The sequence below is a fragment of the Bacillus sp. ISL-78 genome (assembly GCF_018613455.1).
GTDB lineage: Bacteria > Bacillota > Bacilli > Bacillales > DSM-1321 > Peribacillus > Peribacillus frigoritolerans.
The window spans coordinates 1-21,493 of sequence record NZ_JAGGQC010000029.1; the positions used below are offsets into that span (position 1 = coordinate 1).

At 37.0% G+C, this 21,493-nt stretch carries 15 protein-coding genes and 3 pseudogenes; 12 read left to right on the plus strand and 6 right to left on the minus strand.

Translation table 11 applies throughout. The features are described 5' to 3' along the window. Positions 1-971: 971 nt before the first annotated feature. Entirely contained in the window at positions 972-1,538 is a 567-nt protein-coding gene (locus tag J7I96_RS24275) for an RBBP9/YdeN family alpha/beta hydrolase (protein WP_214926231.1), read from the plus strand. 653 nt (positions 1,539-2,191) lie between these two features. Here J7I96_RS24275 and J7I96_RS24280 read toward each other — a convergent pair. Together J7I96_RS24280 and J7I96_RS24285 are read right to left on the minus strand one after the other, a co-directional pair. Next, positions 2,192-3,985, minus strand: coding sequence for a helix-turn-helix transcriptional regulator (locus tag J7I96_RS24280; RefSeq protein WP_214926235.1), 1,794 nt, complete (start codon positions 3,983-3,985; stop codon positions 2,192-2,194). Positions 3,986-4,111: 126 nt separating this feature from the next. Then, a complete protein-coding gene (locus tag J7I96_RS24285) occupies positions 4,112-4,690 on the minus strand; it encodes a sensor domain-containing protein (protein WP_214926237.1) in 579 nt (192 codons plus the stop codon). A gap of 475 nt (positions 4,691-5,165) precedes the next feature. On the opposite strand from J7I96_RS24285, the gene J7I96_RS24290 reads away from it, so the two are divergent. The 6 genes and pseudogenes from J7I96_RS24290 to J7I96_RS24315 form a co-directional block, all read left to right on the plus strand. Then, positions 5,166-6,530 carry an erythromycin esterase family protein gene (locus J7I96_RS24290; RefSeq protein WP_251029235.1) on the plus strand — a complete coding sequence of 455 codons (1,365 nt, stop codon included), beginning with the start codon at positions 5,166-5,168 and terminating at the stop codon, positions 6,528-6,530. Positions 6,531-6,724: 194 nt separating this feature from the next. Beyond that, positions 6,725-7,087 carry a hypothetical protein gene (locus J7I96_RS24295; protein WP_214926240.1) on the plus strand — a complete coding sequence of 121 codons (363 nt, stop codon included), beginning with the start codon at positions 6,725-6,727 and terminating at the stop codon, positions 7,085-7,087. Between the two features lie 248 nt (positions 7,088-7,335). Beyond that, positions 7,336-8,670, plus strand: a complete 1,335-nt coding sequence (locus J7I96_RS24300; RefSeq protein ID WP_214926243.1) for an erythromycin esterase family protein — start codon at positions 7,336-7,338, stop codon at positions 8,668-8,670. A 640-nt stretch (positions 8,671-9,310) separates the two neighbouring features. Beyond that, positions 9,311-10,459 (plus strand): serine hydrolase domain-containing protein, encoded by a 1,149-nt coding sequence (locus J7I96_RS24305; protein WP_214926246.1) that lies wholly within the window; start codon positions 9,311-9,313, stop codon positions 10,457-10,459. A 647-nt stretch (positions 10,460-11,106) separates the two neighbouring features. After that, positions 11,107-11,515 (plus strand): annotated as a pseudogene (locus J7I96_RS24310) (hypothetical protein). Between the two features lie 9 nt (positions 11,516-11,524). Further along, positions 11,525-11,904 (plus strand): annotated as a pseudogene (locus J7I96_RS24315) (transposase); the annotation flags it as partial. A 217-nt stretch (positions 11,905-12,121) separates the two neighbouring features. On the opposite strand, the gene J7I96_RS24320 reads toward J7I96_RS24315, so the two are convergent. Continuing rightward, positions 12,122-13,213: a GerAB/ArcD/ProY family transporter gene (locus J7I96_RS24320; RefSeq protein WP_215048124.1), complete on the minus strand. Its 1,092-nt coding sequence runs from the start codon at positions 13,211-13,213 to the stop codon at positions 12,122-12,124. A 520-nt stretch (positions 13,214-13,733) separates the two neighbouring features. Between J7I96_RS24320 and J7I96_RS24325 the strand changes: the two genes are divergently transcribed. Both J7I96_RS24325 and J7I96_RS24330 read left to right on the plus strand, forming a co-directional pair. After that, a complete protein-coding gene (locus tag J7I96_RS24325; protein WP_251029236.1) occupies positions 13,734-14,393 on the plus strand; it encodes a GyrI-like domain-containing protein in 660 nt (219 codons plus the stop codon). A gap of 293 nt (positions 14,394-14,686) precedes the next feature. After that, complete coding sequence (locus tag J7I96_RS24330) at positions 14,687-14,899, plus strand: hypothetical protein (protein ID WP_214926417.1); 213 nt, start codon at positions 14,687-14,689, stop codon at positions 14,897-14,899. Positions 14,900-15,340: 441 nt separating this feature from the next. Here J7I96_RS24330 and J7I96_RS24335 read toward each other — a convergent pair whose 3' ends face one another. Then, complete coding sequence (locus J7I96_RS24335; protein ID WP_215048126.1) at positions 15,341-16,243, minus strand: DMT family transporter; 903 nt, start codon at positions 16,241-16,243, stop codon at positions 15,341-15,343. 159 nt (positions 16,244-16,402) lie between these two features. Here J7I96_RS24335 and J7I96_RS24340 point away from each other — a divergent pair, with 159 nt between their 5' ends. The 3 genes and pseudogenes from J7I96_RS24340 to J7I96_RS24350 all read left to right on the plus strand — a co-directional run bounded on the left by J7I96_RS24340 (position 16,403) and on the right by J7I96_RS24350 (position 19,866). Next, positions 16,403-17,779, plus strand: a complete 1,377-nt coding sequence (locus tag J7I96_RS24340; protein ID WP_215048128.1) for an aminotransferase-like domain-containing protein — start codon at positions 16,403-16,405, stop codon at positions 17,777-17,779. 262 nt (positions 17,780-18,041) lie between these two features. Then, positions 18,042-19,210, plus strand: a pseudogene (locus J7I96_RS24345) (MFS transporter). Between the two features lie 341 nt (positions 19,211-19,551). Next, positions 19,552-19,866 carry an MTH1187 family thiamine-binding protein gene (locus tag J7I96_RS24350; protein WP_057276246.1) on the plus strand — a complete coding sequence of 105 codons (315 nt, stop codon included), beginning with the start codon at positions 19,552-19,554 and terminating at the stop codon, positions 19,864-19,866. Between the two features lie 266 nt (positions 19,867-20,132). On the opposite strand, the gene J7I96_RS24355 is transcribed toward J7I96_RS24350, so the two are convergent. Both J7I96_RS24355 and J7I96_RS24360 read right to left on the minus strand, forming a co-directional pair. Further along, positions 20,133-20,585, minus strand: coding sequence for a hypothetical protein (locus J7I96_RS24355; RefSeq protein ID WP_214926362.1), 453 nt, complete (start codon positions 20,583-20,585; stop codon positions 20,133-20,135). 213 nt (positions 20,586-20,798) lie between these two features. Continuing rightward, positions 20,799-21,269 carry a hypothetical protein gene (locus J7I96_RS24360; protein ID WP_214768425.1) on the minus strand — a complete coding sequence of 157 codons (471 nt, stop codon included), beginning with the start codon at positions 21,267-21,269 and terminating at the stop codon, positions 20,799-20,801. Positions 21,270-21,493 lie beyond the last annotated feature (224 nt).

Sequence of the window (21,493 nt, forward strand, 5' to 3'; positions counted from 1 at the left end):
TACGAAAGGGGCAGGATAGTTTCATAAAGTTCACATCTAAGCTGAATTGGATACTCTTGTGATAATATAGATGAGCATGTGAAGGTTTGTACTGACTAGGCAGTAATAAAGGGGTATTTTACATAAATATTATTTATCCAGGTTTTACCTTGTGGGAATTATTGCGTAATTAGGATGTCAATTAAACCGAAATGTGGGGAATTCACATGAAAATAAAGGAAGTAATACTGTACACAAATTCATTAGATGGAATTAGCGATTTTTATGTCGATGTATTGGAATTAGCAATTATACAAGAGAACAACGAAGAGATTTCCTTTAAAGCTGGCACGTCGAAACTTACATTAATCAATTAAGCGAGTACGAGTTCCGTTACTACCATTTCGTATTTAATATCACTAAAAAATAAAATAGAGCAAGCTTTACAATTTTCTTTTATGACCCTTTGGGTATTGTTGTTGAGTTTATTGCTCGCCACGCTATTCCCGAAATCGAGCATGGGGATTTTAATTAAAGATATTAAAAGTATAAGTGAAATCGGACTACCTGTGTAAGATGTAAAACAAGCTTCAGAATTGCAAAAGAAAAATAATGTTGGATCCTCTAATAATGTTTTTGCCCCACTTGCAAACAAAGAAGGGCTATTTATACTATCGGGGCTAAATCGAAATTGGGCGGGTTCTATTAAAAAGGTAAAAGTATTTCCTCTTATTGTTGATATTTATAATAATATTGAGAGAAATGAAAACTTTTTGAGTTTTTCCATACACTATTCCGTTAATGGGCGCTTTCCTTGAAGATCACTGAGCTGTTTATGCAGCTTTTTTTATTTAACAAACGGGCATTTATCTTCATTATGCTCCCTTCGGCCTGATACCGTTGACTAATGCCGAATAAGGCTATTCTTTCGCAAAAAGATAACCTTATTACGTATACTGTTTTTACACCTATAAAAAGAAAGGAGAATAGTAATGGGAAAACAAGTATATATTATCCACGGATACGGGGCTTCACCAGCCAATCACTGGTTTCCATGGTTAAAAGGACAATTGATAGCAGATGATAGTGAAGTTTCGGTTCTTAGTATGCCAAATTCATCTGACCCGAAGAAAGAAGAATGGTTGGAAACATTAGCTAATAATATAAAAAATATAGATAACAACACCTATTTTGTAACACATAGCTTAGGGTCTATCACACTATTGAAATATTTAGAACAATTAGACCCTTTACCAAGCTTTGGAGGTTTTATTCTGGTTTCTGGCTTTTCTGAACCATTATCATCATTCCCTTCGCTAAATCCTTTTACAGTTAAAAAAGTGGATTATAAAAAAATTATTTCTGCAACTAATTCACGTTCTGTTATTTCTGCAAAAGATGACTATATTGTTCCTCTTCAATTAAGTCAAAATTTATCGAAACAATTGGATACATCATTTTATCCTGTTGAAAAGGGAGGTCATTTTCTAGAAGATGATGGTTTTATTACTTTCCCATTGGTTTATGATATTTTAAATAAAATGATGAAAAAAAGATAACCAACTCATTTGAGCCTAAGTCGGTTCTTACGCTATCGGGTGCAATTGTTCCCAATTTCTCATTATATCACTGAGAGATTGGGATTTTTAATGCTGGAATATCCTTAACGTTATAAATCCGCGTTTCGCTGGCGGTCCCCTTATGGAACTAAGGGGCAGGCTAGTTTACTAAGTCATAACTATTGAGTTTAGCTAAAGAATAAGGAGTAAACAGAATATGAGGTGAACCCTGATGGCAGGCAATATATAATCTTATTAGGATTTTGAATTGATATAACCTTTAAGGGAGAGTTTTAGTTCATCATTTTTCTTTTTCCTTGGGCATCGAGCAAAGTTTGCTAGTTTTCGGGATCTTCTTCACCTACGGCAATTGCGTTAAGCATGTTCGAGCCGAAGCACCCATAACGTCTGAAATTCAATAAAGTCGCCTTCACAAAGTTCTATTTATCCCATATTTTTATTACATTCCATTCATGATGAAGGGGCTGTCCCAAAAGGTCTATTTAACGTGACCCTTTGGTACAGCCCCTTACTTCGCAGAACCCTTATTCTATGAATTGAATTTTATGATGCGTACGACTTAAGTGGTTTGACGCGTTTGTTTGGCTCTCTCATAATCAGTTGCCTGTTCTTTCAGTTTTGTCCTTCGAATTCTAGCTAACGATGATTCCGATCTCCAATGCTTTCTGGACGGCTTCCTCCTTGTTGTGTACTCCTAGCTTAATATAGGCCGAGGAGGCGTAGTTTCTGACCGTGCCGTCCGACAAATACAGCTTGGACGCTATCGTCTTGTACCGGAGCCCTTTGGCAACAAGCTGCAATATTTCTATTTCCCTGTTAGTCAGATCATAGTCGTTGGTGGCTTTCAATTGCGTAGATTTGACGCTCTTATCGAGGTTCTTGAATATTTTATGGGACACCCCTCGATCGATTAATGTGCCTCCTCTGTGAATAAGCCGGATGGTATCGGCCAGCTCTATCGGTTCGGCTGATTTTAGCAGGAAGCCGTCCGCACCACTGCGCAGTAAGTCCAACGCTTGCTCCGCATCCTGAAACGTCGTGAAAATCAATACACGAATATGCGGCCATTGCTGCTTGATCATTTTGGTTGCCTCTGATCCATTCATGCGTGGCATATCCAAATCCATTAGCACTACGTGAGGCTGGAGGCTTCCGCACAGGTCGACGGCTTGTTCGCCATCCTCTGCCGAGCCGACTACTTTCAAGTCTTGGTACTTGTCGAGCAGCACCTGCAGACTTTCCCGAATAAAAGGTTGGTCGTCGACGATCAACAGCTGAATAAGGTCGTTCTCCATTTCAGCTTGTCGCGGCAACGTACAGGTGACAAGCGTACCGGCCCCTGGTTTCGTATAGACGAACACTTGACCTTGCAAATTCATGGCCCGCTCCTTCATCGCGTTCATGCCGAAGCCCTCCTGCCATTCTTCCATCCCTCTTCCGTTGTCATGCACCTCCAATCTTGTATCTTGGTGCCCAAATTTCAAAGAAACGGTGATATCCGTCGCCTGACCGTGACGAACCGCATTCGTAAGCGACTCCTGCAAGCAGCGAATGAACGCCATTTTCGCTTGTCGGGACAGTCGGGACTCCTCTCCGAAAGCACGAAAGCTTACCTCGACCCGGGCATGCTCCTGAAATTCATTTCCAAGCTTTTGCAGAGATTGGACCAAGGAAAGCGACTGCTGTGGGGACTCAATTTGATGCAAGTAGCTCCTCACTTCCTCTATACTTTTGCGGCCCAACTCAAGCAAGGAATCCAGCCTCTTTATACCCTTTTCAGTAGCAAGCTCGGAGCGTAACGCTTCCATTCCCATGATGATGGAAGTATAAGCATGACCGACAGTATCGTGAAGCTCACTCGACAGCCTGTTTCGCTCTTCTGCCAGCGTAATACGCTCGATTTGGGACATATATTGCTCAAGCACCGCGTTTTGTTTGCGAATGGTTTCATTTTGCCGATGGTTGACGGTCAATAAATGATAGGCGAATCCCATCACATAAGCAAGTCCGTAGTAGATTACCATGAACCAATAGCTGTTATTTGGCGAAACAACATAAAAAATTCCGGGTATTACCAAGACTGTTGCCGGTGCCGTCCAATGATAAGACAGACGAGCGCTATTCGCTGCGATCAGAAAGACTGATACAAGAAATGAAGGGAAAGCTTCCGGAAACAACGAGGTTAAATGTACGCATAGCCCGCCAAAGAGCAGTATCTCTGTGAATAAATAATATTTGTAGTTGAGCTGCAAGCAAACCCAGGGAATGGATAAAGCGGCAATCTCCCAAAAAATAACGATCCATAAAGGCAGCGCTAGACCTTCCTGAAATCTGATCGTCGTGAGAATGAGCGAAACGCTAGTAATAAGGCGGAGCCCAAGCATAATCCAATCATACCAAAACCATTTTTTGACCATTTCCAACAATTCTTTCAACCCCTAAGCAGCTACTGTTTGTTTGTTTCTTTCTTACTAGTATTATAAACCAAACCTTTGTGCAGTGTAATTGGCTGTTTACACTATGTCACCTGCACAAAGGTCGGAAAAAAATAGCTATCGATCTAGCTGTTGAATCATGGTTCGCGTATAACCTCCGAATGTTTTCGCCAACCGGTCACCCAACCTGACGCTTATTGCAGCAAGCACCGCCCCCAGAACCATGATAAGGAGTGATTTTGCAAAAGTATCTACTTGCATGAAAATGACATTCATATCGATGTATCGATACAAAATTGGTGCCAACAGGAATGCAAGCGGTGTTAAATAGAGAACGGCTACACTGACGAGACTGACGAGTCCGATCACCAACTTCTGCATTAACCAAAAGACGGCGAGCCAATTGCGACGATCCGTAAGTTCTAATTTGGCATGAACCCAAATCGATGCATCCGTTGTTATTTTTTTGTCGTAAGGTGCTGTCGTAATATCTGTATAAATTTTCGTCTGTGTACGTTCAAATTGGATGAAGGTTGTCGTAGTTCGCAATACCCGTGTAAATAGTGGAATGCCGATTACTATAAATGAAAGACTTAAACTGAACGACAGAGCTACCATATAAAAGCAAAAGTAAAACAAGCCTGTAACGAAAGTTAATAATAAAAAATAACCATTTTGGATGAAACCTGATTTCATAAGGTTCATCGCTCCTCTCCGTGTATTAGCGGTATTGTATGGTTTGGCTTGTCTTCCGTCAGCCGCACCAGTGTAAAAATGTTATGTGACATTTTCGGAATATATCCAACCTGCTCAACCTCAGCAAAGAAAGTAAACGCCATAGACGGAAACACTGTTCTGAAGTTGTTAATGATTTGACTACGGTTTTCTATAGGTGAATCAGCTCCTCTTTAAAAAATAGGTTGGTGCGGTTGCCTACTGCTTCATACTAACCGCACAGCTGTCATCTCCACCAGTGACAACATGTCATCTTTTCTTTGTGACATGTTGGCGCTGATCAATACGTTAGCGAGCAGTGCATGTCACATGAAATAGTGAAGATTTGTAACTAGCTTAAATGATAGTGAGTGAGTGACAATTGGATTACTGATGACGACCCAATATGCTTGTATGCAGAAAGTCGTACTTCAAAAAAATCCATGAGGTGAATACCATGAACAAAAGAAGGAAAATGATTTACGGTGGAGTTGCCTTAATGCAAAGTGCAGCGATTCTAACTGTGGGCTGCAGTACGAGACCAGCTGAAAAGTCGGATCTAATAGGAACAACCCAACCAGTTGAGACAGCTCAAATATCATCTCAAAATAGTATTGCAAAATCACTTGAATTGCAGGCGAAGCGAATGAAGACGGTAAATCCGAAACAACCATTGGATGATTTAAAACCGCTAAAAGACATGATAGGGAATGCAAATTATGTTGGTTTAGGGGAGGCTACTCACGGAAGCTCGGAGATTTTTATGATGAAGCATCGCCTCGTGAAGTATTTGGTCACTGAGCTAGGCTTTACCAATTTTGGGATTGAAGAGGATTGGGGCAACGGTTTAAAGCTGAACGAGTATATCCAAACGGGAAAAGGCAACCCTAGGGAGTTTTTGAAGCTGTTGTACCCAACTGATGAGATCGTCGCTATGGTAGAATGGATGCGGAAATACAACTCTGATCCTGTAAATAAAAAGAAAATCCAATTCATCGGACTCGACTTAAAAATGCTGGATCAAAGTGTCTTCGATAAAGTGATCACCTATGTAAAGGAACATCATCCTGATTTACTGCCGGAAGTCGAGCAAAGCTACAACGAGTTGTCATCGGTGGCAGGTAATCTACAGGAATATATGAAGCTGACTACTGAAGTGAAAGAAAAGCATATGGCTAATGCTCAAAAAGTAGTCAAACAACTTGAAGACAAAACGAAGTCGAATAATGAGACTGATTCACACGAGCTAGATTGGGTGAAAGGAACGACTATAGTGATAGAGAATTTTACGAAGATGGGGATTCCGGCTGACTATCCGAGCATGGTGAAGCTGCATGATCAGTATCTAGCCGAGCACGCTGTTTGGGCTCAAGAAAAATTTGGCGGCAAAACGATGGTTTGGGGGCACAATATTCACATAGCTAAAGGTGTTATCACTGAGAAGATGTATCCTAAAGTCGCCGGGGAGTTTCTGAAAGAACGTGTAGGTAATCAATATGTAGCAATTGGCTCCTCCACCACGGAAGGCAAATTTACAGCATATAAATCATTCAGTGAAAATAAGATTGCAGCGGATACCATTCAGAAGAACGAGAACAGCTCCAATCATATGTTTGGACAAGTTCATTACGATCAGTTCCTGTTAGATCTTCGCAATTTGAATGGATCCGCACAGCAATGGGTAAAAGAAAAGCAGCCATTCTTTGATGGCGTTGCACAGATCAATCCTAACGTATCGCAATATGATGATGATGTTTCCCTTCAGGAGCAATTCGACATTATGGTTCATATCCAAAAAACGACCCCTTCGCATATCAAGTAATATGAAATAAAAAAGACAATCCCTAAACATGTTACCAGGATGAGGGATTGTTTGCAGACGTAAAAGTTCACTTTTATTCGACTAAAGGGAAAGCATCAACCGCAATTAATACACAGTGACATTACCAAACGAAGGAAAAAAATCATCAAGTCAGATTAGAGCTTTACAACGACCAAGGAAAGGAAATTCCCTCGTTGTCAGATGGCATTGATTTTGAGACTGAGACTAATAATTCTGAAAATCATATAACTGTAAAAGGAAGAACGATAATTCCTCAGTCTCTAAAAGAAAAAAACAAGTTATTTGAAATTCACCCAAAAGTAGCACTGCATGAAAAAAATCAGTTCGTTACATTGGAACAGCAAACTCCTATCAAAATACGTAACAGTGGAAAAATGAAATTAAAGAAAGGTAATTTCAACGTCGATTTCCAAGTTAACCATGGCGATAAGAGAAATTGGAATTTTTCGTTTTTTAAAGATTTTGCACGTAATGATATAACGTTAGTTAAAGAGTCTAAAAAAACCTTGGAAACATTTAATCAAAGTAATAGATGAGAAAGAATTAAGATTCCGAAGCACATTTGATATCGGTACAGTTAGTGATTTAGTAAAGACAATTATGTAATAAGAGTTAATTTAGACTCACTAAGTGCGAATATACCACTAGAATCATAAAATCTATTAAGAAATAAGTGAGTTTTAGGAACTAGAATTATCTTAAAAGTAATAAGAAAATTAATGGTTTAAACGGAAATCCTTAGGTCGTGTAAAAAAACCAATAAGTAAGTATTCAGGAGGTTTTTATGAAAAAGAAAGTGATTATTGCACTTAGTGCTTCTGCTATAATACTTGCTAATTTTGTGGGAAGTACTTATGCAGATTCTTCGAAAACAGAAGTTCCTGTTACAGCTCCCTACAATACAAATCAAATAGCGGATTGGTTGGAAGCGCATGCAAAGCCTTTAAAAACAACTAATCCAACTGCATCTCTTAATGATTTAAAACCACTTAAGAATATGGTAGGTTCAGCTTCAATTGTAGGTTTAGGTGAAGCTACGCATGGGGCTCATGAAGTTTTTACAATGAAACACCGCATTGTTAATTATTTAGTATCTGAAAAGGGCTTTATCAATTTAGTTTTAGAAGAGGGATGGGATAGAGCTTTGGAACTTGACCGATATGTTCTTACTGGTAAGGGAAACCCAAGCCAGCATCTATCACCTGCATTTAAGACGAAGGAAATGTTATATCTACTTAGTTGGATTCGGCAATATAATGCTAATCCAAAACATAAATCTAAAGTGCGTGTCATTGGGATGGATATTCAATCAGTAAACGAGAATGTTTACAATAATATAATAGAATATATAAAAAGAAACAATTCAGATCTTGTGCCTAGAGTAGAAGAGAAGACAAAAGGTCTTATACCTGTAACAAAGGATATGGATACCTTCGGCAGCCTTTCGCAAAAAGAAAAAGAAAAGTATATTTCAGATGCTAAACAAATCAGTGCTTTATTAGAACAAAATAAAAGTTCTCTAAATGGAAAATCCAAAGAGTTCGCATGGATAAAACAAAATGCCCGTATTATTGAACAATTTACTACAATGTTAGCGTCACCACCTGATAAACCATCGGACCTTTTTTTGAAACATGATATTGCAATGTATGAAAATGCGAAGTGGACTGAAGAACATTTAGGAAAAACCATTGTTTGGGGACATAATCGACACGTTTCGAAAACAAATATGATTCCTTTTATATACCCTAAGGTAGCTGGGCAGCATTTAGCAGAATATTATGGTAAACGGTATGTATCCATTGGAACATCAGTTTACGAAGGGCAATATAATGTCTATAATACTGACGGTGAATTTGGCCCATATGGAACATTAAAATCAGATGATCCAAACAGTTATAACTACGTCTTTGGACAGGTCAAAAAAGATCAATTTTTTATTGATTTACGTAAGGCGAACGGTGTGACAAAAACTTGGTTAAACGAACAACATCCAATTTTCGCTGGAATAACTATGGAAGGCCCTGATATACCAAAAACTGTTGATATATCATTAGGTAAATCGTTTGATATACTTGTTCAAATTCAAAAAGTGAGTCCATCTCAACTACATCAATAAATATGTAATAATGTGTCTCAACGGAGTGTAGTATTGATGGTAGTTTTGAGTGTCAATAGAGTTGTTTAAAAATGTCAGTCATGTTATTCCATTAAAGGGTCAGTGGATGGAATAAGTGTTTTCAAATTTAAGGCGATGTGGGTTAGGAACACATCGCCATCAAGATAAGGTTTTGAAGTACCCCCTAAATGAAAATTTTCTGTCTCTACTTTTAGTTATTTTGAGAAGTCAGCTCATTTTTGTTTTGGGGCGTTTCTTTTTTTGCGCTTTCGGGCACAGATGCTCCTTCACCCCTATTATAGAAGCGATTTCGAATGTAAGGAATAGGTAAGGAAAAAGAGTTTTTCATTGTATATGAAAAATATATAGAGGAGTAAAGGGGGAAATAGGTATGACCTATATATGAACCAGTAACAAGAGTGTTTTAAGGAAAGAAGTAAATTCTATGGTTAACATGCTTGTGGAAAAAGAGGGATTTACCGTTTGTTGGGACACAATGATGTTTGTGAGAATAATGATTAGTAAGATAATTGCAAATTCAATGTTGACTTTTTGTCATTGGTAGAGTTGATGACTGTGTGGTTATTATGACACAGCTATCAAGCATCTATACAATTTAAATAGAGGAGAGGAATGCCTTATGAAAACACGTGGTCAAATTACATGTGCAAGTCTAGCACTTTTAATAGCTGGAAGTTCCCTGTTATACATAACACCAACCTCAAAAGCAGAACCCACACGAAATGTATCTAGTTCGTTACAAACAAGTACTCAACGAGATCGTACTTCCGTCAAGGAAGCAATGCGGGATACACTGCAACTTGGATACCCGGGAATACTCGCTAAAATGTCCAAGGGCGGTAAAACTTGGGGTTATGCCGCTGGGATAGCGGATCTGAGAACCAAGAAACCAATGAAAACTGATTTTCGCTTTCGCATTGGCAGTGTGACGAAAACGTTTATTGCAACAGTTCTACTTCAATTATCTGCAGAGAACCGTTTGAATCTAGACGACCGTATTGAAAAATGGTTGCCTGGTGTTATTCAAGGAAACGGATATGATGGTAACCAGATTACTATCCGGCAGATACTGAATCATACAAGTGGTATCGCTGACTACGTAAAGTCAAAAGACTTTGATATTATAGATACAAAAAAATCATATACGGCTGAAGAATTCGTAAAGATGGGGATTTCTCTCCCCCCAGACTTTGCTCCAGGAAAGGGTTGGTCTTATTCAAACACAGGATACGTAGTACTGGGGATCCTTATTGAAAAAGTAACTGGAAACAGCTATGCGGAAGAGGTTGAAAATCGGATTATTGAACCGCTTGATCTGTCAAATACATTCCTACCTGGCAATTCAAGCGTTATTCCCGGCACCAAGCATGCCCGTGGATATTTCCAACCAGACGGAGCAAGTGAGCTAAAAGACGTTACTTATGCCAACCCAGGTAGCTCGGATGGAGATATGATTTCTACTGCTGACGACTTAAACAAATTCTTCTCTTACTTACTTAGTGGCAAATTACTGAAGGAACAGCAACTAAAACAAATGCTTACTACAGTTCCCACAGGAAGAGAAGGAACTGGTTTTGGTCTAGGAATCTTTGAAATTAAGCTTCCAAGCGGCGTCTCGATATGGGGACACAAAGGTGGCGTTCCAGGGTTTTCCACATTTGCGGGTGGCACACTTGGAGGCAAGCATACATTGGCCGTCAATTTGAACAGCCTTAACAATAGCCCTGATCCTTTTAAAAATATTTTACTTGCTGAATTTAGCAAGTAGGCAAAAAGGAAAAACTTTGTCATAGTTTTTATAGTTAAAAATCTATCTTTGTGGTTCATAAGCCCAACTAACTTTTAAAAACAGTTAGCTATTAGGCAAGAAAAAGTTAACTCCTTCTCAAATAACGATTAATGCATTAAAATGTTGCAAGAACTATTAAATCTTTTAATGAGCGATGAAGCAGATTGGATTACAAGTTAGATTCATTCAGAAGGTGGATTTAAAAGGTAAATACAACAAAAAGGTTCTAGAACCTTTTTGTTGCAGACTGTAGACAAACTCGATGAAAATCGAGTTTGTCTATTTTTATGGCTTGTACAATTTGGACGTTGCTTGGAACGTAGGGCACTTGCTCTCCGCGGGCGGTCGGGGAGCCTCCTCGGCTTTCGCCTGCGGGTCTTCCCCTAGACGCGCTTTTCTAAGCAGGAGTCTCGTACCTTCCGTTCCAATCAACTTTGTCTTACCTTTAAGATAGAACACTTTTGCCTAGAGTCATTTTTGTTTTAGGCTCTTTTTTTATAGATTGTTGCTTTTAACATAAAAAAAGGCAGTTTTCGTAAATATTGTTGCTTTTTATTTATATACCCAATTCTTGCTGTTACCCTTATCAAGAATGAGTTAATTAAACAATAAAGGAGACAGTTGAAATGAGTTTATGCAGTTATATCGGTTGCAATGTTGAACTACCTCTTCAAGATTATGATTCAGAATCGGAAGATATAGTTAAGATAGGTTGGGGTTTTTCAGATGAAGAGGAAAGAGTTAACGTACAGAAATTTCAATTCACCACACCATATGTTTACGATATATCTAATGATTGGGGAATCGTCATTTCAGAAGAATGGGCGACCAAAGAAGTATGTGAAGAATCCAAAGTGAAACTTACTGAACTTTGCAAGATTATGAACAACTACCTTGAAGAGGGTGATTTTTTCGAACTATATAGCTGCTGGATTGGTGAAGAAGCTGACAAGCGATATGGTGAACTAACTATACAACTTCGATATTAACCAAATAGAAATTGGTGAAAAAACTTTAGTCCGATTTGTAAAATAGTAAACAGTAGGCGAGCTATTAAAGTACTCAACAACAAATAAAGAGGGCTATCGCGAGTATAAATCCCCCAAACACATCTGTGCAACATGCTCATTTTTATCTCGGTGTACAGAAAGCAAAGACTGTCAAAAAGTGGTGACACGGCATATCTGGCAAACACATGTGGAAGAAGCAGATCATTTGCGTTATCATCAAGTTGTAAAACCTATATATGCGAAGCGTAAAGAAACGATTGAGCGTGTATTTGCAGATGCTAAAGAAAAGTATGGTATGCGTTGGACTACTTTAAGGGGACTTAAAAAATTGTCAATGCAGGCGTTGCTTACTTTCGCTGCCATCAATTAAATAGAATGGCAAATAGGACATGGCGAGGTCCAAAAATGGCCTAACTTAGTGGGCTCGAAGAGCCCAATCTCTTAACTTTAGGAGAAATTCAGAGAGGATTTCAAAAGGGGTTCAGGATTTTTTAATTCCGAACCCCTTTTGTTTCCCTAGCCCGAACTTATTTGGTGAAGGAATTGATATTTATCTGATGGGGACAATTCGTGATAGTGGGCTCGTTATAAGAACAGCAGAATACAGTATCACTAGGAATTTCAAACTTTTTCATAACCGGGTCCGCCATTTTTTAATGCTTATGAAAACAAAAAGAAGAGGCAAATAAATAACAATGAAGCAAACGCTGTAGGGATTGATTATTTTATTTAATATATATAAGGAATCGATATCATAAAAAAGTATATTCACAAGCAGTATGATTATGGACATTCCCCATAAGGGATACTTTTGCTGGACATTGAATAAGCGCTTGATCCCCCTGCTGGCAGCCCACAAAGGAATGACCATATTGGGTATGATAATGATGGTCCACCAAGAAACAGTTATGTATTCGAACCGTTGAATAAAGGGCAACTCAATAATGCTGGTCAATGTTAGTGTTGGGTATAGAGTAAGGGTCAATTGTTTCTGGGAATAAAAGACTACCGATACAAAATAAAGTAATAAGCTCAATAACGTAGTGAGCACAACTCCTCCGTGAGCATACTTTTGCGATCTTTCAGCATTTTTGATGAATGGATAATACATCAGTATCATTTCAAATCCAAGCATGGATAATGAAATACTTTTAGTTCCATTCATTATTTGGAATAAATTATGATGGAAAATAGGAAGAAAACCGGTGAAATCAGAGTATTTAAAACCATAAAAAGGTACAAATAAAAGCCAGTATGAAATTATTACAGTTAAGAAGGTAATACCCGTAATGGTTCGGAACCCCCCTGTATTTATATAATAAATCAAGATAAGGAAAACCAAAGCAAATGCCCAAGAAGGTACCTCTTCAAACATCCAAACATGAATGACATTTATATAGCCGATTATGATCGTCATTCCAAGGACAAAAAAGTAAAGAATAAATAAAAGACTGAAGAAACTACCAATCCATTTACCGAATGCATGATTATTAGTGGAGATTATATCGCCAGGAACAATACTAAATATCTTATAGATTAGCCAAATTAATATATGCACAATCAATCCAGCTAGGAGTATGGATAACCAGCCATCGGTTCCCGTCGCTTTAGCCAAATCTCTTTGAAAACTCAATACGCCTAATCCAGTTTGCATGGAATGCACTAAAAAAAACACATAAAATGACGATACCTTATATTTTTCATTAACACCAGCTTGATTCATGTAGGACCCTCATTTGTATCACTCATATATTTTAATAATCTGGCTTTTATAAGTGAAATCTATTCAATAAGATCGATTAAATTGTGGATGGAATTTTTGTACGGATCCTTGTCGGTAAGTTGAGATTTTCAGTTACATTTAATGGCAACTGATTGAGTGAGGCATTTGACGCGGAACAGAAACATGTGGACGACCCAAGAACTTTGAGGACGGCAATGGGTAAGGCTTACAAAAGGAAGGTTCAAGCGTGTGAGCGGACAAAAAAGCGAAATAGAGAACCGTGATATCCTTTTCCGAAAGATAGGTGGAAAGTCTTATCTTGGAACAACAGAGGGGGGGATATATGAGTGATAAAAAAGAAATATTAACCAATAGTGAATCTTAAAGACCTTCAGGACAAAGGGTAGATATCGTAATGGTGATCTTTTCCGCACGGGTAATAAAAAGGTTGACTATGAATGTTTAGAGGAACCATTGTCCTTTACTAATAAGATGAAACTGTATTTTAATTTCTTGATGAATGGAAAAAATATATAGAAGGGAACCAAAACTAATGAAATACGAATGGAGAAAACGAGAGAAGAATTTATATATCCCAAAACAAAAACCGGAACTTGTATCAATTCCAGAACAGAAATTTTTTTTGATAAAGGGAAAAGGAAATCCAAATCAGCACGAATTCGCTGAAAAGATAGGTGTCCTTTATTCATTGGCTTATGCGGTCAGGATGATGCCGAAGCAAGGATACACTCCAGCTGGATATTTTGAATATACCGTATTTCCATTAGAAGGGATTTGGGATTTAACGGAAGAGGGAAAGAAATTAGATACATTAAATAAAGATGAATTATTATATACGATCATGATTAGACAACCAGATTTTGTAACAAAGGAAATAGTGGACAAAGCATTTGAACATGTAGAAAAAAAGAAACCACATCGATTTCTAAATGATGTAAAGTTCGGTACATATCATGATGGTTTATCTGTCCAAATGCTTCATGTCGGTCCTTATGATGATGAACCTCAAAGTTTTAAAGTAATGAATGAATTCATTAAAAATAATAATCTTGAAATAAAGTCGTTACAACATAGGGAAATATATCTTTCAGATTTTAGAAAAGTCGAACCTTCAAAATTAAAAACAGTTTTGAGGTATAAGGTTAAGCCGATAGAATAGCATAAACTTAGCTGTTAACATGCATTCATTCATTTAATGTAGCAAAGATTTAAGGAGTTTACATAGAGTAAAAGGTGCATTATTACCATTGGATGCAATTAAGAAGTCCTTATAAGGTTTCTATAATATGGTTTTTATAGTATGGCTCATAGTTTATATGAGGGTGTAAAAGAGGAACAAACACCACTCTTATTTTACTTATTTAAAAACATTAGCATCTATTATTTTGGGTGCTTTTTTTTGCAGGGAATTGGTCCCTTTTGTCAAATTAGTTAAACAAAGGGGATGAGAGAATGAATGTTGATGAGAAAATCAGTATTTTATTGTCCAATATGACAAACGAATTAGTGTCGAGTAGAGTAAGGGTTAGAACTATAGTGGAATTACTGGAAGAAAAAGGTCTAATAACCCGTGAAGAGTACGAAAACAGGTTTAAAAAAGTTTTTGAACGAGATGCAATTTCGTATAGAAATGATCTACTGAAAGAAGTCAAAATTGATGAATAAAAGGAGAAGGCATCCATTGGTTTGGGTGCTTTTTTATGGTGGTGTGAAAGTGAACCATGATAAGGAAAGAAAACGGTTAAGAAGCCATTGAAACTAAGTCGTGGAATCTGGAAGATCTAATGAATATGAAAGCTTTTACATATAAGGATTTTACAATACGAAATTTAAGCCTAATTTGAAAAAGAAAGAGCGTTAATCCTTGATCAACACTCCCGTTAGGCAGTAACATTCTATTATTTCTTTAAATTTGATTTCATTAATAATGAAATCTGTTGCTCATCCGTATTCGAAATTCGTTCAGTTGATCAATGATTAACTTTTGTCCTTACAATGGATGATTTTGACATAACTTAGTTTCCCTACGATATTGTTGATTTTTATTTTGAATCCATATTCATGACTGACGGTTTCTACATCCATTGAAATTCATTCTAAATGCAGTTAGCTTTTCCTTGATACAGCTTCGTTTTTTGATACTGGAGCATTTTTGCCTATTATTACAGAAAAGACAACAATTACTGCTATTACAATGGTGAAGAATGTGATGGATTCATCTAGAAATACTGTTGCAAATACAATCATCAAAAATGGTTGTAAGTATTGAATCTGACTAACTCTTGCTATCCCTCCCATTGCCATTCCGCTATACCAAGCAACATATGCTAGAAATTGACTAACGACTGCAAGATAAATGAAACTAATCCATGCATGTATTGGGGCATGAAGCATTTCAGTTGTAAGGTTCAGCCCAACTGGAATTATGAAGAATGGTAAACCGATCATAATGGCCCATGCAATCACTTGCCAGCTACCCAACTCTTTAGATAATTCCCCCCCTTCTGCGTAACTAAGTCCAAGTATGATCACAGCTGCCAGTAAAGCTAAATCGGCTAATTGCAATTGGCCGAACCCAAGATGAAGTGCATACATAATAACCGCTAAAGAGCTGATGATACTTGAAATCCAGAATTTGAGAGATGGGATTTCACCTGCTCTAAATATGGCAAATCCTGCTGTTGATAACGGTAAGAGAGCCAATTCCACAGCTCCATGAGAAACAGGCAAGGATTCCATTGCCCAAGAAGTGAGGAGAGGAAATCCTAAAACTGCACCAAAAGCAACAATAAGTAGTCGCTTGAATTGGCGAAGGGAAGGTAGTTTTTCTTTTCGAACAATCAGTACCACCGCTACTATAATGGCGGCTACAACTGTTCTTCCTAAACCAACGATCGTAGTCCCAAAATACTCCACTGCAACACTTGTTGAAGGGAGTGTTAAGCTAAAACAAATGACACCCACCAATCCCAAAAATAATCCGAATTTTTCTCTTGTTTCCCCCAGCATCTTTTCCAACCCCAATCTTTATACTTTGACCACATCTGTACCATTTTTTACTTATCGTAAAAGCAGTTCTGATATAATTAACATACTATGAGTACATTCAATAAAAATAAACCGTTTTTTTACCTATCTGTCCTGGTACAGTTGGAGGGGGATTAATATATGAACTCAAAATATATAATTATAATGGAAGACATTAAGCTTCGACTAGAAGATGGTTCGCTAATTGCAGGCAGTAAACTTCCTTCTGTTCGTCAATTATCTGAGTATTTTTCATGTAGCAAAAATACGGTAATTAAAGCATATGCAGAACTTGAAAAAGAGCATTTAATTTATTCTGTTCCTAAAAGCGGCTACTATGTTGTGAATGAATATCAAAAAGCGAAGGAAGAAAATGAGGTGATTGATTTTTTGTCTGCCGGTCCAGATAAAAATGTTATGCCCTATGTTGAATTTCAGCATTGTATGAATCAAGCAATTGATCAATACAAAGAAGAGCTATTTACATACTCTGATCAACAAGGGCTTTACTCACTGCGAGTACAGTTGGTGAAATATTTGGAGAATTTACAGGTCTTCACTAAACCAGAAAGATTAGTTGTTGTCTCTGGCTCGCAGCAAGCCCTCCATTTATTAGTTTCTATGCCATTTCCAAATGGGAAAAACAATATACTAATTGAACAGCCTACTTATTTTGGATTCATCGAGTCCATCAATCTGCATCAAGCGACCACCTTTGGGATCGAGTTATCAATGGAAGGAATAGATCTTGATCGACTGGAATACATTTTTCGAAATAATGAAATAAAGTTTTTCTATATTATCCCGAGATTTCACAATCCACTTGGACATAGTTACACAAATGGCGAAAAGAAAAAAATCGTTGAGTTAGCAGAAAAATACGATGTATATATAGTGGAGGATGATATTTTAGGAGATCTTGATCCAAATCCAAAATCCGATCCTTTATTTTCTTTTGATCCTTCTGGGAGAGTGATTTATATTAAAAGCCTTTCGAAAATTTTTCTCCCAGGGTTAAGGATTGGGACTGTCGTTCTTCCTGCATTAATGATGAACAACTTTTTACGGTATAAATTCAGTTCGGATTTTAATAGTTCAGCACTTTCTCAAGGTGCGCTAGAAATCTATTTAAAAAGCGGAATGTTTAATAGTCATCTCAAAAAAGTAAAAGAGGTATACCAAACTAAAATGCAAATCCTTCAAGAAGCATGTGAATTATTTCTGCCGGCTAATACTTCTTTTTCTAAACCGAATTCCGGATTCTATCTTTCCATCGGTTTGCCCGAGAATGTGAAAGCAAAACAGGTGGTTCATATGCTAAACGAGCAGCAAATATATGTTGATGATGCCTCCAGAATGTTTTTAGCAGAATATAAAAAGGAAAATCTCGTTCGTTTATGCATCTCTCAAGTGAACGAGAGTCAAATTAAACTAGGGGTAGAGCGATTGGCTCACTGTATTGCTTTAATTGACAGTAGAAAAAAACATATTGCTCCAAATAACTTTTTACTCATTTAGAAAATGTCGGGTTTTCCTGTCGCAACCAAAATAATCACAAGTTCTTTAAATATTCCATAAATGATTTTAACTTGTCCCTCCCTTAATTCCTTTCTATAAAGTTATTGAAAAATAGAGCTGCTTGTTTATAAGGGTAGGTTCTGATATGAAGGGGTTTAGAGAGGTGAGTCAATTGACTAAAAACCTTAGGCAATTGAAAAATGTTTCGGTGTTCCAAACGCTTCTAACTTAGAATAATAATTTAGAAGCGAGGAATAATTATTTGAAAAATCAAAGAATCTTTAATAAATCATTTCTTTTTTTATTTATAAGCAACTTTTTAGTTTTTATTGGGCTTGAAATGTTGCTTCCTATTTTGCCTGCTCATTTGTTAAGGATGAATGCATCTTCCATTCAAGTTGGTCTAATCACATCATTATTTACGGTAGGTGCTGTTTTAATCAGGCCTTTTGTAGGTTACTATTCTATGGATAACGAGAGGAAAAGCCTGGCCATTTGTGCAAGTGCAGCTTTAATGGTCATTACAATACCATATCCGTTTCTTAATATGATATGGCTTCTTCTATTGTTACGGCTTTTCCATGGTGCAGCATGGGGGTATCAACCACAGCTAACAGTACAATGGTAGTGGATTTTATTCCCAAGACACGCTTAGGAGAAGGGATAGGGTATTTTTCTATATCCACAACGGTCGGGGCTATCGTTGCACCAAGTATAGGTATCCTTATCTATGACTCTTTTTCCTTCGATATATTGATAGGGTCATCAGCCGTATTGAGCTTATTGGCAGTACTTGCGCTTCAATTTGTCTATTCACCTACTATTGTAGAGCGTGAGAAGAAGCCATTTCGCTTTTTAGATATGATTTTTGAAAAAGACGTATGGTTTCAAGCGTTACTTACGGTTATTACAACACTAGGTTTTGGGGCTATCATCACATTTTTGGTTCTTTTTGGGAAGCAAAGGGAAGTAGATCATATTTTTTTATTCTTCCTTATCAATGCAACTGTCTCAACTTTACTACGCCCGTTTACCGGAAAATGGTATGACAAAAAAGGACCTTGGTTTATTATCATTATGGCGGCTGTGTTAGGATTCTTTTCACTTGTTATCTTGTCATATACGATAAATGAATCTCAACTTATCGTTGCGGCGATTTTATTTGGGGCAGGTTATGGCACGGTTATGCCATGTTTACAAACATGGACTGTTCAAAAGGTAAGTGAAGAAAAAAGAGGAGCAGCCAACGCAACCTTTTTTTCCAGTTTTGACGTTGGTGTTGGAGTTAGCGCGTTTGTATTAGGTATTTTAGCAGAATGGATCAGTTTAGAGATGATCTTCAGGTTTGTTAGTCTAAGTTTTATTTTGATTGCTGTTTTAGTCTATAAGGATTATATAAATGAAAAGAAAAGGCATAATAAATCGATTTAAAAACAAATCCACCTCTATTTTAATAGAGGTGGATTTGTTAGCTGGATACCCAAATAGTAGAACTGGAATACAACCAGTTCTACTCGTAGGGAGGTATAAAAAAGCAGCTAATGACCTAATCATCAGGAAAAGTTTGGAAAATCAACGCTTCCTTTTTTAATTGACCGATTCTACAGTATTTTACTTGCCAGTAGAAGTGCTTTGATTCACGAATCGCCAACTTCAAAGCTCCTCTCAAATTTCCCAGGTGCGAAGTTTGAGTTATAATAGTAAAAAACATCTGCCTTCTATAGGGTGGATGCTTCTTGATTGAAATACATATAAAGGATTGGTGAATAAGAATGGCAATAGTTGATGTAACTGTTATTCCTGTCGGTACACAAACTCCAAGTGTTAGCAGCTATGTGGCAGATATTCAAAGAGTATTAAAGCAATATGAAGAGAAGGGGGAAATTCGTTTTCAATTGACACCCATGAATACAATCATTGAAGGCGACCTGCCTAAATTGTTTGAGGTGATCCAAGCGATGCACGAAGTACCTTTTGAAAAAGGTCTTGCTAGAGTTTGTACGAATATCCGAATCGATGACCGTCGTGATAAAGAACGCAGGATGGAAGACAAAGTAGAGCGAGTGAAGGGCATGCTTGAGGAATAACAGGTTTTGTAATTAACAGTGAAATGTAGATAATGCTGTTTTCGGGGATATATCCTGAATTTCGTCGAGATATTGCTGTTCTTCATAGATATATCCCGAGTTTCGTTAATGATCTTTAATTAATGTCAATGTATTAATAGCTTTAAAGCCTTGGTATACTGATTTATCAGTTCCCAAGGCTTTTTTATTTATTATTTCATACATTTCCATTTTATATATTGCTGAGGAGATTAGGTAGTGATAGATATTAGCCGTTATCGGATAATTTATAAACGTTCGCCATAAAGTTCTTTTTCTTCATTTGGATGAAAAAGAGTGAATCCTTTTGAACAAAACACAAACCTTCTATCTATCTCGAATCCAGCCTTATTCAAAATTTCAACTGTCCCCTGTGAATCAGTGCCAGCATACCCGCAACTACAACCAGAAAGGTGTAGCTCATTTCCTTTTTTGTCTATAAGGATGAGATCGCTATCGAGCAAAATATTATCTTTATTAATTTCTTTAGTAATTTTAGCAATTTTAAAACGATCAAAATGATCCTTGACTGCTTCGAATAATGCAATACTTTTATTGGTAATACCGCGGTCTTCACCGTAATCTTTTATGACAAAAACTTCCCGCTCATATGATTTCTTATATAGATGGTACTTTTGGTAAGTGACGTCATTAATTTTACAAATAAGCGGCCTAATATTATCCAGTTTTTGATTAAACATTGCACCCCTCCTAAATAGTTAGTTTATTAAGTTTATTAGGAGAAAAAGAGATTAGTACTAAGAAACTGATAAGAGACAAATTTTTTTCATTTTTGATTCCCGTTTGTTTAATTAATAGGAATGAAATCTGATACCTATAAGGCATGAATGGAGATGTCAGCAAAGAAGTGAAAGTGTGAAGTCAATTAAAAAAAGCACCCAAATAGGTGCTTCCTAGTTATATATCTTCTTAAAATAATGGACAAACATAATATTCATGACAATTTCGACTATAGCATTAATGCTTACATCGATAATATTAGTTTCCTCAAGTAAATGATAAGGAGCAAATAAGACAATGTAAATTAAGCCAATGATAGTTAAAAGAATGGTCCATAAGCTGTTACGTAAAAACAGTGGAATCACTAAGCTAAAAAAGGGCAAGAAGAAATCTAATTCTTTCCTCCTTCTCTTTTTATAAATATTGACTAAAAGATAGATTGCAATCACATTGATAATAAAAAATAAAATTAGATCAATAACATCATATCCATTCATAGATGAAGGGTTATAAACTCCGGGGAGTGAAAACACTGTAAGAGCAACTAGTAACCAAAAAGTTATCCGATATCTTTTCTTTTGTTTGCCGGAAATTGTTCCCGACTGTAACGCCTTGACAAGTTTGTTAATATTCCAAATATACATGGTTGTCTCCTTATGTAGATTACCACACTAATTATAGGGGAGGGTCCACTAAAATCCCCTATCCAATTACATCAAGTTTATACTATAGCTCTTCTTTCTTAACTTGGGTAGAGTAGTTTTGTTCATTTTGTATTTTTCCATAGTGAGAATTCCACTTTGTACTTGGATTAGGTTGCTAAAGCTTTTTCCTTCAAAAATCATAGAACCATCAGCAACCCAGAGCC